The sequence below is a fragment of the Sphingobacterium spiritivorum ATCC 33861 genome (assembly GCF_000143765.1).
Taxonomy (GTDB): domain Bacteria; phylum Bacteroidota; class Bacteroidia; order Sphingobacteriales; family Sphingobacteriaceae; genus Sphingobacterium; species Sphingobacterium spiritivorum.
Map to the genome: position 1 here is coordinate 135,294 of NZ_GL379771.1, position 14,855 is coordinate 150,148.

At 40.6% G+C, this 14,855-nt stretch carries 15 protein-coding genes and 1 other RNA gene; 9 read left to right on the forward strand and 7 right to left on the reverse strand.

The features are described 5' to 3' along the window. Positions 1–40: 40 nt before the first annotated feature. Both HMPREF0766_RS10750 and rsmG read left to right on the forward strand, forming a co-directional pair. The gene (locus HMPREF0766_RS10750; RefSeq protein ID WP_115388590.1) at positions 41–1,189 is read left to right on the forward strand and encodes a glycosyltransferase; all 1,149 of its coding nucleotides are present in this window, start codon (positions 41–43) and stop codon (positions 1,187–1,189) included. A 24-nt stretch (positions 1,190–1,213) separates the two neighbouring features. After that, the gene (gene rsmG / locus HMPREF0766_RS10755; RefSeq protein ID WP_002996898.1) at positions 1,214–1,849 is read left to right on the forward strand and encodes a 16S rRNA (guanine(527)-N(7))-methyltransferase RsmG; all 636 of its coding nucleotides are present in this window, start codon (positions 1,214–1,216) and stop codon (positions 1,847–1,849) included. A gap of 62 nt (positions 1,850–1,911) precedes the next feature. Here rsmG and HMPREF0766_RS10760 read toward each other — a convergent pair whose 3' ends face one another. Next, complete coding sequence (locus HMPREF0766_RS10760; protein ID WP_002996900.1) at positions 1,912–2,142, reverse strand: hypothetical protein; 231 nt, start codon at positions 2,140–2,142, stop codon at positions 1,912–1,914. A 155-nt stretch (positions 2,143–2,297) separates the two neighbouring features. Here HMPREF0766_RS10760 and dprA point away from each other — a divergent pair, with 155 nt between their 5' ends. The 5 genes from dprA (at position 2,298) to accD (ending at position 6,390) form a co-directional block, all read left to right on the forward strand. Further along, entirely contained in the window at positions 2,298–3,410 is a 1,113-nt protein-coding gene (dprA, locus tag HMPREF0766_RS10765) for a DNA-processing protein DprA (protein WP_002996901.1), read from the forward strand. 8 nt (positions 3,411–3,418) lie between these two features. Continuing rightward, positions 3,419–4,927 (forward strand): MFS transporter, encoded by a 1,509-nt coding sequence (locus HMPREF0766_RS10770; RefSeq protein WP_002996903.1) that lies wholly within the window; start codon positions 3,419–3,421, stop codon positions 4,925–4,927. A gap of 6 nt (positions 4,928–4,933) precedes the next feature. Next, positions 4,934–5,161, forward strand: coding sequence for a DUF6814 family protein (locus HMPREF0766_RS10775; RefSeq protein ID WP_002996905.1), 228 nt, complete (start codon positions 4,934–4,936; stop codon positions 5,159–5,161). 165 nt (positions 5,162–5,326) lie between these two features. Then, positions 5,327–5,424, forward strand: an RNA gene (gene ffs / locus HMPREF0766_RS22095) — signal recognition particle sRNA small type. Positions 5,425–5,547: 123 nt separating this feature from the next. Next, positions 5,548–6,390, forward strand: coding sequence for an acetyl-CoA carboxylase, carboxyltransferase subunit beta (gene accD, locus HMPREF0766_RS10780; protein WP_002996908.1), 843 nt, complete (start codon positions 5,548–5,550; stop codon positions 6,388–6,390). A 15-nt stretch (positions 6,391–6,405) separates the two neighbouring features. Here accD and HMPREF0766_RS10785 read toward each other — a convergent pair whose 3' ends face one another. After that, positions 6,406–6,759, reverse strand: coding sequence for a hypothetical protein (locus HMPREF0766_RS10785; protein ID WP_002996910.1), 354 nt, complete (start codon positions 6,757–6,759; stop codon positions 6,406–6,408). A 220-nt stretch (positions 6,760–6,979) separates the two neighbouring features. Between HMPREF0766_RS10785 and HMPREF0766_RS10790 the strand changes: the two genes are divergently transcribed. Beyond that, positions 6,980–7,315 carry a MerR family transcriptional regulator gene (locus HMPREF0766_RS10790; protein WP_002996913.1) on the forward strand — a complete coding sequence of 112 codons (336 nt, stop codon included), beginning with the start codon at positions 6,980–6,982 and terminating at the stop codon, positions 7,313–7,315. 70 nt (positions 7,316–7,385) lie between these two features. Here the strand turns inward: HMPREF0766_RS10790 and fbp are convergent, their stop codons facing one another. The 3 genes from fbp to HMPREF0766_RS10805 form a co-directional block, all read right to left on the reverse strand. Further along, complete coding sequence (fbp, locus tag HMPREF0766_RS10795; protein ID WP_002996918.1) at positions 7,386–8,387, reverse strand: class 1 fructose-bisphosphatase; 1,002 nt, start codon at positions 8,385–8,387, stop codon at positions 7,386–7,388. A gap of 80 nt (positions 8,388–8,467) precedes the next feature. Then, a complete protein-coding gene (locus HMPREF0766_RS10800; protein WP_002996921.1) occupies positions 8,468–8,962 on the reverse strand; it encodes a metallophosphoesterase family protein in 495 nt (164 codons plus the stop codon). A gap of 4 nt (positions 8,963–8,966) precedes the next feature. Continuing rightward, on the reverse strand, positions 8,967–9,623 hold the full coding sequence (locus HMPREF0766_RS10805; RefSeq protein ID WP_169311211.1) for a tRNA1(Val) (adenine(37)-N6)-methyltransferase: 657 nt from the start codon (positions 9,621–9,623) through the stop codon (positions 8,967–8,969). Between the two features lie 146 nt (positions 9,624–9,769). Here HMPREF0766_RS10805 and HMPREF0766_RS10810 point away from each other — a divergent pair, with 146 nt between their 5' ends. After that, on the forward strand, positions 9,770–10,912 hold the full coding sequence (locus tag HMPREF0766_RS10810) for a hypothetical protein (RefSeq protein WP_002996927.1): 1,143 nt from the start codon (positions 9,770–9,772) through the stop codon (positions 10,910–10,912). Here HMPREF0766_RS10810 and mutS read toward each other — a convergent pair. Together mutS and HMPREF0766_RS10820 are read right to left on the reverse strand one after the other, a co-directional pair. After that, positions 10,909–13,518 (reverse strand): DNA mismatch repair protein MutS, encoded by a 2,610-nt coding sequence (gene mutS / locus HMPREF0766_RS10815; protein WP_002996930.1) that lies wholly within the window; start codon positions 13,516–13,518, stop codon positions 10,909–10,911. The two genes, HMPREF0766_RS10810 and mutS, sit on opposite strands and share 4 nt — an antisense overlap. Positions 13,519–13,824: 306 nt before the next feature. Continuing rightward, the gene (locus HMPREF0766_RS10820) at positions 13,825–14,718 is read right to left on the reverse strand and encodes a Fic family protein (RefSeq protein WP_037460294.1); all 894 of its coding nucleotides are present in this window, start codon (positions 14,716–14,718) and stop codon (positions 13,825–13,827) included. Between the last annotated feature and the right edge of the window lie 137 nt (positions 14,719–14,855).

A 14,855-nucleotide genomic window follows, 5' to 3' on the forward strand; every position in this document is an offset into this window, starting at 1 on the left:
GAATTCATGATTCAACATAGAATCGTTATAATTTTTTCCAGTGAATATATTTCATTTTTTTCAAAGCCATTTTACATTCTTTTATCTGGCCTTGTTTATTGTAGGCATCTTCTTACTCATGCAGTTGTATTACATCCTGTTTGTATACACTAAAGTAAGCCGGTATCAGGTGCAATCCTATCAGCAGGCCACAGACCAGGTGCCTGTTTCCGTTATTATCTGTGCACGTAATGAAGAGAATAATCTAAAAACTTTTTTACCTCTTATCCTCGAACAGGAATACGCTCAGTTTGAAGTTGTAGTCGTCAATGATTGTTCGAATGATGACACCCAATGGGTATTGCAGGACTTTGAGCGCAAATATGCTCACTTAAAAGTCGTAGAGATCAAGGAGCATATTCAACTCAAACACAATAAAAAATTTGGGGTGACTATGGGTATAAAAGCTGCCCGTTATACCCATTTCGTCTTTACAGACGCCGATTGTCAACCCAATTCGCCCCAATGGCTTTCTGAAATGGCGGGCGCATTCACGGACGGAAAAGAGATTATTCTGGGTTACTCGCCTTATTTCAGACAAGGCGGATTCCTGAACAAACTCATTCGCTTTGAAACTACACATACAGCAATGAGTTATCTTTCGTATGCACTGAAGAAGGATGCATACATGGGTGTAGGCCGCAATATGGCTTATACCAAAGAATTGTTTTTCAAGGGAAAAGGATTTACCTCTCATATGCATATCAAATCGGGTGATGATGACCTGTTTGTCAATCAAAATGCAACTAAGCAAAATACCCGTATTGTCATACATCCTGATGCCCATATGTACTCGGTGCCTAAAGACAGCTGGAAAAGTTATTACAAACAAAAAGCGAGGCATTCCGGGGCATCTGTTCTTTACAAAAAGAAACATCAGCGCATGTTAGCGACCCAGCTCGCTTCCGGTATCTTATTTTATATTACCTTAATCAGCTGCCTGGCTTTATTCCCTGAAATGTGGTATTATATGGCCGGAGCCTATGCATTGAGACTGCTTTTACAAGTCATTGTCTTTCGCGGTATCTACAAAAAACTTGCAGTACATGATCTTATCTGGTGGTTACCATTTTTAGACCTGTATTACTATTTCTATATTTGCATCAATGGTTTATTCAACAGGAAGAAACCGCAACGGAGCTGGAAATAATTATTTATTCAATCCATACGTATTTTGAATCCATCAGTAGACATTATCTATAAATACTTTCCGAAATTAACGGAAACACAAAAAAATCAGTTTGCACAGTTAGCCGAGTTATATCCTTTCTGGAACAACCAGATCAATGTGATATCGCGTAAAGATATAGAGAGCCTTTATCTTCACCATGTGCTTCATTCGCTGGGTATTGCTAAGTTTATGACAGAGTTTGCACCGGGAACACATATTCTGGATGTCGGTACAGGAGGAGGATTTCCGGGTATACCTTTAGCTATCTTATTTCCCGAAGTCAAGTTTCACCTGGTCGATTCGATCGGAAAAAAAATCAAAGTGGTACGGGAAGTTGCGACAGCATTAGGCCTGACCAATGTGGAAGCCGATCATATGCGTGCCGAGCAGCTTGACTATAAATACGATTTCGTAGTATCGAGAGCGGTAACCAGATTAGGCGATTTTACACCATGGATCCGCAATAAATTTTTGAAACAGGATAAAAACGGTGTTCCTAATGGTATCCTCTATTTAAAAGGAGGTGATCTGAAAGAAGAGATCAAAGAGTCAAGACTCAAAGCTGAACTCCATCCCCTTTCAGATTATTTTACAGAAGATTTCTTTGAAACCAAGTACGTGGTCTACGTACCCATGTAGTTGATAAATATGATTTTGGCTTGTCAAATATTGCCACAAGCCAAAATCATATTCACTTTTTGTTATCCGATCTCTTCTCTGATTTTCTGTCCGATCAGATTGATTTCCTCATCCATACCAAACATTGGCAAACCTGTTTCGGGATTCAGTTTCAACCAGCTGGTATCTGTATCCTTAATAATCTGGACATATTCTTTACCTTCTTTGAAGATCACATACGTATCTTCCTCCTCCGGAAATACAGAATATACAATATCTTCTATTTCAATATCAAAGGGCTCCTTTGTTTCCATACATTACTCTTGTTGTTCAGCCTGAGGCTGCTTTTATTTTTATAAACCTAGTGAGATTTTCATCTCTTTATCGTTGCAAAGATACGATTCTTCAGAAAATTCCAGGTGGCGAATCAAGTTACAGGATTTATCCTTATCTTTAAGGATAACCATTTATGAATACTTTACTACAAATAGCTTTGACCAAAGTAAAAGGTATTGGTCCCCGATTGTCACGATCTCTTCTTTCTCATTGCGACACTGTGGAAGCTATTTTTACCGCTTCAAAAAAACAGCTTTTAACCATTCCGGGTATTAATATAGCTATTATCGAGCGTTTACGATCGAAAGAGCTGCTACTGGAAGCGGAGAAGGAGCTGGCATTTATTTCTGCTCATGATATAGATTTGCTCTGGATAGAGGACAATCGTTACCCGAGACGATTACGCGAATGCGATGATGCTCCTCTGGTGCTCTATTATAAAGGCTCGGAATCACTCAACCCGGCCAGGACGATCAGTATAGTCGGCACGCGAAAAGCAACTGCATACGGGCAACGGATCTGTGATGAACTGATTCAGGAGCTCAGGCTTCCCGGTATACAGATCATCAGCGGACTGGCTTACGGCATTGATATTTATGCTCATCAGGCTGCTCTCCGTCACCAGATCCCCACCTTGGGTATAATGGGTCACGGACTGGACCGTATATATCCGGCTGCACACAGGACAATAGCTGCAGAGATGCTGTCCTGCGGAGGCTTACTCACCGAATTCACGTCCGGTACAAATCCGGACAGACAAAATTTTCCGATGCGTAACCGGATTATTGCCGGAATGGCTGATGTAACTATTGTTATTGAAGCCGCATCCAGAGGTGGTGCATTGATTACTGCAGAAATAGCGAACACCTACAATCGGGATGTATGTGCATTTCCGGGGGGTATAGATCAGGAATCATCCGCAGGATGCAATTACCTGATCAAAACTAACCGGGCTCACCTTATCCGTAATGCGTCAGACCTCTTTTATATGATGAACTGGGAGCAAGAACAGCAACAAAAACCTTCGGCACAACTTTCTTTGCTTCCTCCGCAGCTCAGCGAAGAACAGGAAAAAATATATCAATTTCTGCAACAGCAGAATCCCGCTCCGATTGATGAGATTGCAATTCATTGCGCATTGCCTCAAAGTCAGCTAGCTATTTCACTTCTCGAACTGGAAATGGAAGGTATTATTCTCTCCATGCCCGGAAAAGTATATAAATTACATCACATTTATCAACACTAAACCTACTTATGAAAGAAACAGTCAGTAAAAAGGGAATCTGGAAGGTCATCGGAGCCTCCTCTATGGGGACACTGATCGAATGGTACGATTTCTTTATTTTCGGAAGTCTCTCCGTAGTCATTTCTACGAAGTTTTTTCCTTCAGACAATCCAACGGCAGCTTTTCTGTCCACATTAGCCACATTTGCTGCAGGATTTGTGGTAAGACCATTCGGAGCCTTATTTTTCGGGAGACTGGGCGATATGATAGGCCGTAAATACACATTTATGGTCACCTTGCTCCTGATGGGAGGGGCTACTTTTCTGATCGGCTGTATTCCGAGTTACGATTCTATTGGTTTCTGGGCACCACTGCTCGTTCTTATTCTGCGGCTTCTGCAAGGATTAGCGTTAGGTGGTGAATATGGAGGTGCAGCCACATATGTAGCGGAGCATGCCCCGAAAGGTCAGCGGGGATACTGGACTTCCTGGATTCAGACAACAGCGACCTTTGGTTTATTTATTTCTCTGATTGTAATCCTGCTGACCAAAAGCATATTATCGGCAGAACAATTTGACGCATGGGGATGGCGAGTACCTTTTATGTTGTCCATTATTATGGTATATGTCTCTTATCTGATCCGCAAGAATATGGATGAGTCTCCTGAGTTCCAGAAAGCCAAGACGGAAGGTAAGGTATCGGCGAATCCTTTGAAAGAGAGTTTTGGCAACCGGTATAATCTGAAGTTTGTACTTCTGGCTCTGTTCGGAGCTGCTATGGGGCAGGGAGTAGTATGGTACACAGGGCAATTCTACTCCATGAGCTTTATGAAAACGGTGATGTTTCTGGATTCAGATCAGGCCGATACCATATTAGGAACAGCGCTATTGATCGGAACTCCTTTTTTCATTGTTTTTGGATGGCTCAGTGACAAGATAGGTCGTAAATGGATTATGCTTTCTGGTATGCTTCTGGCAATCCTTACCTACAGACCCATTTATAAAGCCATGTATGTCGTGACGGATATTCATCAGAAAGAAGAGGTTCTTGCAAAAACCATTCGTACCTCCGGACTGGATAAGGTGCATAATGCCAGTTTTGAAACGACCGAAAAGGAATATTCAGATGGCACCTCGTCAAAAGTCACAACCTCTACAACTATCGGGGAAGCTAAAGAAACGGTCAAAACGACAATCACTATACAGGGCAAAAACAGAGTATGGCTCACCGCTCTGATCTTTATACAGATTATCTATATCACAATGGTCTATGGTCCTATTGCAGCCTTTCTGGTAGAAATGTTCCCCGTGAAAATACGTTATACTTCTATGTCCTTACCTTATCATATAGGTAACGGCATATTCGGAGGTCTTCTTCCTGCGGTATCAACCTATCTGGCCAGTAATGCAAAGACCGCTCAGGACCCTGAGTTTTATCTTGCCGGACTCTGGTATCCGATTATAATTTCGGCAACATGTTTTATTATAGGAGCCCTCTATATTAACAAATCTATTATTCACACGAATGTTAATGACTAAAACACTATGGAAACTGTAAAAAAACTTTTAGGAATTGTGTGGATAGCATTAGCACTTTTCACAGCTTATTTCTGCATTTTCGAACTGGCTATTCCAAAGATAGGCACCGGCCATCAGGAGGATCTGGTATTCGGCATTATTATACTGGCGGTTCTCACGCCTATTATTTCTGTAGGACTGGCTCTTTTCGGATATTTTGCATGGACAGGTGAATACCATACAGAGAAAATGTAAGTCGAACTACAAATCATCATGGGCATATGTACAAAAAGTAATAAATATGCTCATGATAGCTTTAAGCAACTCTTTGGCGAAAATATATTCTCATGAAAATCAGTCGTATAGTAAAATATCGGGCTTTTATTTTCTGTATTACCAATATTTTGCTACTTTTGCGGTGGGTAAGTCTTTTACGACCAGCTCCCATTGACTCCCCCAGGGTGGGAACACAGCAAGGGTATTTGGTTGAGCGGTGCGATAAAAGGAGCTTACCCATTTTTTGTGCCTTAATTTTTTTAAAATCCTGAAACATTTCCTGTACGGCATTCCTTTTAATTTTAGTACTTGTTGTAGGGATAAGATATTTTTTCGTTTATTTGTAGTCGAATAAGAACTTTTGTATGAGTTGGTTTAAAAGAGAGAAAGCAGGGATAAATACCGCAACTGAAAACAAAAAAGAAGCTCCAGACGGGCTTTGGAATAAATGTCCTTCGTGTAAAAAACCCCTGTTAAATATTGAACAAATTGAAAACAACTATGTATGTCAGTACTGTGGTTACCACATTCGTATTGGCTCCGCAGCATATTTTTCGATTCTGTTTGATGACAACAATTTCACCGAACTGTTCAGCGATTTAAGATCCGGAGACCCTATTCACTTTGTGGATACCAAGCCTTACGCTGAGCGTCTGGTAGAGGTACAGGCTAAAACAGGCTTAAAGGATGCACTACGCAGTGCACACGGTAAATTGAATGGTCAGGATCTGGTAGTCGCTTGTATGGATTTCACTTTTATCGGCGGTTCTATGGGTTCCGTTGTGGGTGAGAAAATCGCAAGATCTATCGATTACTGTCTGGAACATAAAATTCCTTTTATGCTGATCTCCAAATCCGGAGGCGCCCGTATGATGGAAGCAGCATTTTCGTTGATGCAGATGGCGAAGACTTCAGCAAAACTTGCTTTATTGAGTCAGGCTAAAATCCCGTATATCTGTTTATTGACGGATCCGACTACAGGTGGTGTGACAGCATCATATGCCATGCTGGGTGATATCAATATTGCTGAACCTGGAGCTTTGATCGGCTTTGCAGGACCGCGCGTTATCAAAGAAACAATCAAAAAAGACCTTCCTAAGGGGTTCCAGACTTCTGAGTTTTTACTTGAACATGGATTCTTAGATTTTATTGTAGACCGCCGGGAATTAAAACAGAAAGTGTCCACTTTTCTAAAGTTGGTTAAATAGATATTAAAAAAGCACCTAAACGGTGCTTTTTTTTGTGATATACGTCCGAAATTTCCAGAAAGGACGGGTTTTCAGATAATCTTGATTTTGTTCATTGGCATATGCCTCCCGCTCAAAAGAAATACGCAGATAGGCACGTCTAAAATTACGCTGCTGTATCCAGCGAACCACAAATTCGATCAGATACCACAGATAAAAAAAGATAATACCCAGTTCTAATGCCTGCCTGAGATGGATACGCTCATGATTGAGTAATGCCTTATCTTCCAAAAAGATTGCTTTGCTCAGAAAAATAAAGGGGTACACCGTGACCGCATGGGCTTTCCCAAATGAAAATATACGAGTCCAGAATTTACTGACAATAAGCATAATATCTAATCCGACTTTAAAAGCATTCTCTCTTTAACATCTCAATTTTGTCGGGCAGAGATCAATGATCTTGTCTTTTACCATATGCCCTCGTTCTGTATTAAAATGTGTATGCTGTATACAAGGATATACTTACAAATTATTTATATATACAACACAATAATTGCATATAAAAGCAAATTTATCTAAGTTTGTTTGAGCAAGACTAATTTAAATAAATATGCCTTACAAGGAGCGCGAAATAAATAAATTATACTACACGATGGGTGAGGTAACAGAGATGTTTAATGTCAATGCCTCTCAGATCCGTTTTTACGAACGTGAATTTACGGTCTTGCAACCCAAAAAGAATAAAAAGGGCAACCGTCTCTTTACTCAGGAAGATATTGCGAATCTGAAAATAATCTTTAATCTGGTAAAAGAAAAAGGTTACACATTACAGGGAGCGCGTGATTATCTGCGTACAAATAAAAATGAAGCACGGGAAAATCAGCGCGTCATTGATTCTTTAGAAAAGTTAAAAGGTTTTTTACTGGAAGTAAGGGACAGTCTGTAAGGACCATCCCTGTACAAGTTGTTTATCGGAATAAACAAAATCTGTTCATGCAGGTGAATAATCCGATCTTTTAAGACCGGAGCATAAATTCTTCCACTTTCTCCACCATTTCAGGACTACCCATAAATGCCGGACATCGCTGATGCAGTTCGCTGGGTACTATATCCAGAATTCTTCCCTGCCCTGTACTCGCCTTTCCTCCGGCTTGTTCTACAATAAAAGCTATCGGATTGCATTCGTACATCAACCTTAGTTTTCCGTCCGGATGGCTTAGTGTAGTCGGATACAGGAATATACCTCCTTTGAGCAGATTACGATGAATATCGGCTACCATGGATCCAATATAACGGGAAGTATAGGGTCTGCCTGTAGATGCATCTTCTACCTGACAATATTTGATATAATCTTTGACGCCCTGCGGAAATTTGATATAATTACCTTCATTGATCGAATAGATAGATCCGCTTTTGGGAATTTTGATATTGGGGTGTGAAAGACAGAACTCACCTATGGAAGGATCAAGCGTAAAACCGTTAACTCCTTTTCCGGTGGTATATACCAGCATAGTAGAGGAGCCGTATATAATATATCCTGCTGCGACTTGCTCTGTTCCTTTTTGCAGGATATCACTTAAGGTTGCCCGGTCATTGACGGATTTTCTTCTGTATATAGAAAAAATCGTTCCTACGGAAACATTTACATCTATATTGGAGGAACCATCCAGTGGGTCGATACAGACGATATATTTGGCATCTTTGGACACTGTCGAATCCAGGTAAATGGCTTCATCCTGTTCTTCCGAAGCAAAAACACAACATTCTCCTCCATGGTTGAGGGCTTTCATAAATTGCTCATCCGCATAGACATCCAGTTTTTTCTGCCCCTCCCCCTGCACATTGGTCTGTCCTGCGTCACCGAGGATATCGGCCAGTCCGGCCTTGTTTACCTCCCGGTTGACTACTTTCGCCGCTATTCCGATATCTCGTAACAGTCGGGAAAGCTCCCCTTTAGCATAAGGGAAATCGGCCTGTTTTTCAATGATAAACTGACCTAAGGTTTTCATAATTGTCATTTGTTGTTTTGTTTGTTTATATGATTCAGGCCAAATGTAGGCAACCTAAAACAATCCTGCAACCCAATGACACCCAGAGATTAACGATTTGCCAATTCTATAACTTCCAAATTTTCAATTTTATCCCCATTTATATCAAAACGCATCAATGTTCTGACTTTTTGCCAACCATGTTTACCGGCTGCCCCAGGGTTAAGATGCAAACATTTTAATTTTTGATCAAACTGTACTTTTAAAATATGAGAGTGTCCGCAGATAAATAATTGTGGCGGATTGGCTGTAATTTCAGCTTTCACAGCAGAAGAGTACCGTCCGGGATATCCTCCTATATGCGTCATCCATACATCTACTCCCTCACACATAAATCTGAGATTTTCGGGGTATTGTACTCTTATCTCCTTACCATCTATATTGCCATATACACCGCGAAAAGGTTTGAAGGCAGCAAGCGCATCCGCGACCTGTAACGATCCGAAATCACCGGCATGCCAGATCTCATCACAATTTTCAAAATAGGTAAACACTGCTTCATCCAGATAGCTGTGTGTATCTGATATCAATCCAATTTTTGTCATGTGTCTAAAAAGCTAAAAAATACGGCCGTAAAAGTTCCTTATATCTATCCGAATATACTCCTTTGCATTCATATATAATCAATAATTCCTCCGTCATCAGGTCTTTCTTACCTCCCTTACGCCATGTTATCATCTTCCTGAATACAGGACTGTCTTTATACGATTGCACAGCTATCACATGCTCTGCTATCAGTTCCTGAGTAGTAGCAATATCCTGCAATTGACCGGCAAGTTCCGGCGGAAGAATCAGACGCAACAACCCCTCTTCCATCAGATGACGCCCGGCAAAATCAAAGAGTCTTTCAAAGAAAGGAAGATCAGCATGTCTGGCTGTTTTTTTTCTGTTATCGGGGTTATGCAGCGAATCTGTATAAAAGGGAGGATTTGAGATAATCAGATCATATTTACTGACCGGATGCAGGTCTTCAAAGGAAACATGCTGTGCGTACATACGTTCGGAAAAAGGGGAATTCAAAAAATTCTGCTTCGCCCGATCCGCAGCAAGCGCATCGATCTCAACAGCCTCAAGTATGGCATTTTCGAATCGTTGTGCAAGCATCAGTGCAATCACACCCGTACCCGTCCCTATATCCAGTATATGTGCAGCCGGAATATCTGCCGTAGTAGCAGCCAGCAATACTCCATCTGTATTGATCTTCATGGGACAATCCGTTTGATCTACAGCAAATTGTTTAAACTGAAAAATAGAAGACATAGTACAAAGATACAATCCCCTGTAGCACACACAAGCTTCGCATTACTTCATAAATCAAAAAAATCGTTACTTTCGTTTATTAGTTTATTATTATGCGCAACATATCCTTCTTTTTATTTACAGTCTTGCTGCTTGGAATCAGCGGAGTTACCCGTGCACAGCAAACTGTATCTACCCCCGCCAGTTGTATCACGACTGCTCAATCCGCTCTGGATAAACTTGTTCCGGCTTTAGTCAAAAATGATTTTGATGCTATCCGGGATATTGTCAATGTATGGGAAAGGGATTGCGGAAAGACCGAGTTTCTGGAGCGTATCAGGATCCTTCAGCTTCTTATCTCTAAATCTCCTTATCAAACAGAACTGGATTATTACTACAATCAAAAATATGATCAGCAGCTCATCAAAAGATGGAATAATGCGGATAAAAAAAACTACAAGGAAATTTACAGCAAACAACCTTCTCTGTTTGATTATGTGCCCTTACGTCATCAGGCAGATTCCTTACTGAAACTGAAAGCCAAAGCCTTGCTGTATTCGGATAGCTACCAGTTAGCTGATAAGGACCGGAAACTGATCGCTTTGTTTGCTGATGATTTTAATGAAATTGCAGCTCAGCAAGCCGAAAGTAATCAGGCAAAGAATGACAAAGGATCTTATACAGAAGATTATAAAGACAGAGTAGGTTATACGATCTATGCCGGTACATACGGCCCGCTGGGTGGTACGAATACCACATTCGGATATAATCCGGTCTTCGGATTGACAGTAATGAGTTCACTACGCAAAAATTTTATTTTCGAAGGAGGAATAAAGGTCAGAATTAACAGTTCGGACAGGGATTTTCAATACCTGCTCTATAACGAGACAATGGATGTAAATTCTGCAGCCAGCTTCTCTGTGGGTGGCAATGTAGGCTATAAAGCTCTGGACCGGGGCAAATTTATGCTGATTCCTAAATTGGGTATAGGATGGGAAGTGATCAGTACAGGATTATCCGAAACCGTATATAATGACAACTATGTGGATGAGTACGGAGATGGTTCCAGCACAAGATTTCATAATGTGAATACCCTTCACCTAGGAGCCAGCCTGGCAGGGATGTACCGCGTATCCAGAAAAAATTACATCGGACTGGAGATCGGTTACCATTACACTCCTTATCAGTGGGACAGTAACCTGATCACAGACATCTACAATCACTATGGAAGTGTAGAATTATTCTTTCGATTTTAGTTTTTCAGAAGGCGTTGTATTTCATCCAGTTTCATCAGGGCTTCTACCGGAGTCAGGGTGTTGACATCCAGATTATTCAGCATGTCCCTGATTTTTTCCAGAATAGGATCATCAATAGCAAACATTTGCAGTTGATAGGCCTGTTTTTGTATTTTACGCATACTGTCCTTTATCTGCTCTCCTCCGGTACGTTCCTGTTCCAGACGCTTCAGGATCTCATTTGCTCTTCCCAGTAATTTCGGGGGCATTCCGGCTAGTTTGGCCACATGAATACCAAAGCTGTGTTCTGACCCCCCGGGAACCAGTTTACGCAAAAAGATGACTTTGTTATTTACTTCCTTGACCGTGACATTGAAGTTTTTTATTCTAGGCATGGAAGTACTCAATTCATTGAGTTCGTGATAGTGCGTCGCAAATAAGGTCTTTGCTCTTGCTGTCGGATGATTGTGCAAAAATTCGGCAATCGCCCATGCAATAGAAATACCATCATATGTACTCGTACCACGTCCGATCTCATCCAGCAGAATAAGACTTCTGTCTGACAGGTTATTCATGATACTCGCTGTTTCGTTCATTTCAACCATAAAGGTAGATTCACCTGAAGAAAGATTATCCGACGCTCCTACACGGGTAAATATCTTATCTACCAAACCGATATGCGCTGTTTTGGCAGGAACGAAACTTCCGATCTGCGCCATTAACACGATCAGCCCGGTCTGCCTTAGCAAAGCAGATTTACCGGCCATGTTGGGTCCTGTAATAATAATAATCTGCTGCGCATCATTGTCCAGAAAGGTATCGTTTGTGATATAGTCCTGTCCGATCGGCAGGTTCTTCTCGATCACCGGATGACGTCCGCCTTTTATATCCAGAACCTTGCTCTCGCTGATCTCCGGTTTGACATAAAAATTCTTTTCCGCTATTACAGCAAAGTTCAACAGGACATCCAGTTTGGCCACCAGCTGAGCATTAAGTTGTACAGGTTTGATATATTCGGCAATCGCAGATAAAAGTTCAGCATACAGTCTGTTTTCTATAACCTGAATTTTTTCTTCAGCACCGAGGATCTGCTCTTCGTACTCCTTCAGTTCTTCCGTGATATAGCGTTCAGCATTTACTAATGTCTGTTTACGGATCCAGCCTTCCGGCACTTTATCCTTATGGGTATTGGTCACTTCAAGGTAATACCCGAAAACATTATTGAACGCTATCTTTAAAGATGGAATTCCTGTCATTTCAGCTTCACGCTTCTGAATTTCCAGCAGATAATCTTTACCTCCAAATGCAATTTTACGCAGACGATCCAGTTCACTGTCAATACCATCTGCCATTACATTTCCTTTATTAAGTGCAACAGGAGGTTCGGCCTGCATTTCTCTTTCTATTCTATCACGGATCAATGAACAGGTGTTAAGCTGTTCCGAGATAATTTTTAATGACTCTGTGTCTGCATTCCCTGTTAGGATTTTCAACTTTTCGATCGCATACAACGATCGTTTCAATTGCATGATCTCTCTGGGATTGGCTTTGAGAAGTCCGATCTTACTGATCAGACGCTCCAGGTCACCTACCTGCCTGATTTCCTGCACCAGCTCATCCCGTAAAGATCTGTTTTGATGAAAATGCTCCACTACATTTAATCGTTCCTGTATAGAAACCCGGTCTTTTAGTGGCATGACGATCCATCGTTTGAGCAAACGTGCCCCCATCGGTGAAGCCGTATGATCCAGTACATCCGAAAGGGTGACTGCATTTTCATTCGCAGATCCTATCAATTCCAGATTACGGATCGTGAACCTGTCCAGCCACATATAGCGATCCTCTTCGATACGCGATATATTGGATATATGTTGCAGATTACGGTGTTCTGTTTCATTCAGATAATGAAGTGCAACACCTGCTGCTATAATGCCTACAGGCATGCGTTCTATCCCGAAACCTTTCATCGAGTTGACCTCAAAATGCTTGAGCAAGGTCTCTGTCGCATAATCTCCGGTATAGGGCCACTCATCCAGGGTATAGGTGTAAAACTGGCTTCCGAAATGTTCTGTAAATTCTTTAAACTGTTTTTTGGCCAGTATCACCTCTGTAGGTTTGAATCCCTGCAAAAGTTTATCAATATAGCTGTTGTTGCCTTGCGCCACCAGAAATTCTCCGGTAGAAATATCCAGAAAGGCAACTCCTGTGGAATTCTTTTCAAAGAATACAGATGCAAGGTAATTATTCGATTTTTGCTGAACGATATTATCGCTGTAAGATACTCCGGGAGTTACCAACTCCGTCACTCCGCGCTTGACAATAGTCTTGGTCGTCTTCGGATCTTCAAGCTGATCACAGATCGCCACCCGCTGACCGGCTCTTACCAATTTTGGCAGATACGTTTCCAGGGAATGATGCGGAAATCCCGCTAATGCTGTCTCAGACTCACTTCCACTCCCTCTCTTTGTCAATACAATCCCTAATATGCCTGCGGCTTTGATTGCATCTTCTCCAAACGTTTCATAAAAGTCTCCCACCCTGAATAACAATAATGCTCCCGGATATTTCACCTTTATAGCATTATATTGCTGCATCAATGGAGTTTCTTTTTTTGCTGCCTTTGCCAATTTAATATCGATTTTTGATAAGCTGTAAAAATAACAGAAATGTAGCAGATAGGCAACTCTGCAGAGAGAAACATACGATATTGTCAGGCATTAACTTTTTTCTATAAATTGTGAATTATAATGCTGTCAATTGCACTGGCAGACAATGTACAGCTTTTGAGATATAACAATAATCCACACTACAAATCCAATGACAGCGGGATTGAAGCTACAAAAATTTCAAACCTGATAGGTTTTAGATTTCATTGGCCCTTTCTTTGATATTCCTTGGAATAAGGAATTTTTTTAGTTTTTACTACCGGAAAACTAATCAAACTCTATTTCAAAATATACAAGAATGGCTTTGTAGTTGTCCTGAGCAGTAAGGCATGTATCCAGGAGATATTCTTTAATATGTCTCCATTCCTGTAACCCTCTGTAATAAAAAAGTTTTAGATCTTCATCTATGATAAAAGGTACAATATTGTTAGCCAGGCATTCTTTAAACATAATTAACCGTCCAACACGACCATTTCCATCCTGAAAAGGATGAATAATTTCAAATTTATAGTGGAAATCAATAATATCTTCTAAAGTCTTCTTTGCAATGCTGTGATAATCGGAAAGTAAAGCTGACATTTCTGTGGAAACTGCTTTAGGTGGACAAGTTTCATTCCCGCCAACTTCGTTTGGAAGTTTTTTGTATTCCCCAACATTAAACCAATCTTTTCGGCTATAAGATGTTCCTGATTTCAACAGAAAATGCAATTCCTTAATAAAAGATTCCGTTAGTTTGGATTTTGCTTTATCGATGATTAAGTCAATACATCGAAAGTGATTAGTGGTTTCGATAATATCATCAATATTAATAACTTCTTTAGACGCTCCAATGGTATTTGTCTCGAATATGTAGCGTGTCTGATCATGGGTTAACTTGCTCCCCTCTATTCGATTTGAATTATAGGTGAGATCAATTTGCGTACGGTGGTAAATTCCACCTTTCAGCTTCATCTCTTTTTGCTCTTTAAAGTGATTGAGTAAGACATTATCACTAAATTTCTTCTTATTTCCCTTCTCAGGTAATAACGAATCTTCCGGAATATTCCATGTTTTACCCGTTAAAAAAGCTCCTTTTATTTTTCCGGTAGCACAATAATTCCGGGCGGTTCTTTCCGGAATATTCCATCTTTTCGCAAACTCTCTTACTGAAATATAGTTCATGCTATTTATTGTATATTTGCCGTTACCGGCAAATATACAATAAATAATAGCTTTAATTTTACTGTTATTTGCCGGTAAAAATATCTTTGAGTATCTTGATTCATTTGTGAATTTTATGAAATTCAACGAATAAGTTT

Bases quoted from the DNA above. Each gene is read 5' to 3' on its own strand.
- HMPREF0766_RS10760 (WP_002996900.1), bottom strand. From the start codon at position 2,142: ATGGAAACAAAGGAGCCCTTTGATATTGAAATAGAAGATATTGTATAT.
- dprA (WP_002996901.1), top strand. From the start codon at position 2,298: ATGAATACTTTACTACAAATAGCTTTGACCAAAGTAAAAGGTATTGGT.
- HMPREF0766_RS10770 (WP_002996903.1), top strand. From the start codon at position 3,419: ATGAAAGAAACAGTCAGTAAAAAGGGAATCTGGAAGGTCATCGGAGCC.
- HMPREF0766_RS10775 (WP_002996905.1), top strand. From the start codon at position 4,934: ATGGAAACTGTAAAAAAACTTTTAGGAATTGTGTGGATAGCATTAGCA.
- accD (WP_002996908.1), top strand. From the start codon at position 5,548: ATGAGTTGGTTTAAAAGAGAGAAAGCAGGGATAAATACCGCAACTGAA.
- HMPREF0766_RS10785 (WP_002996910.1), bottom strand. From the start codon at position 6,759: ATGCTTATTGTCAGTAAATTCTGGACTCGTATATTTTCATTTGGGAAA.
- HMPREF0766_RS10790 (WP_002996913.1), top strand. From the start codon at position 6,980: ATGCCTTACAAGGAGCGCGAAATAAATAAATTATACTACACGATGGGT.
- fbp (WP_002996918.1), bottom strand. From the start codon at position 8,387: ATGACAATTATGAAAACCTTAGGTCAGTTTATCATTGAAAAACAGGCC.
- HMPREF0766_RS10800 (WP_002996921.1), bottom strand. From the start codon at position 8,962: ATGACAAAAATTGGATTGATATCAGATACACACAGCTATCTGGATGAA.
- HMPREF0766_RS10805 (WP_169311211.1), bottom strand. From the start codon at position 9,623: ATGAAGATCAATACAGATGGAGTATTGCTGGCTGCTACTACGGCAGAT.
- HMPREF0766_RS10810 (WP_002996927.1), top strand. From the start codon at position 9,770: ATGCGCAACATATCCTTCTTTTTATTTACAGTCTTGCTGCTTGGAATC.
- HMPREF0766_RS10820 (WP_037460294.1), bottom strand. From the start codon at position 14,718: ATGAACTATATTTCAGTAAGAGAGTTTGCGAAAAGATGGAATATTCCG.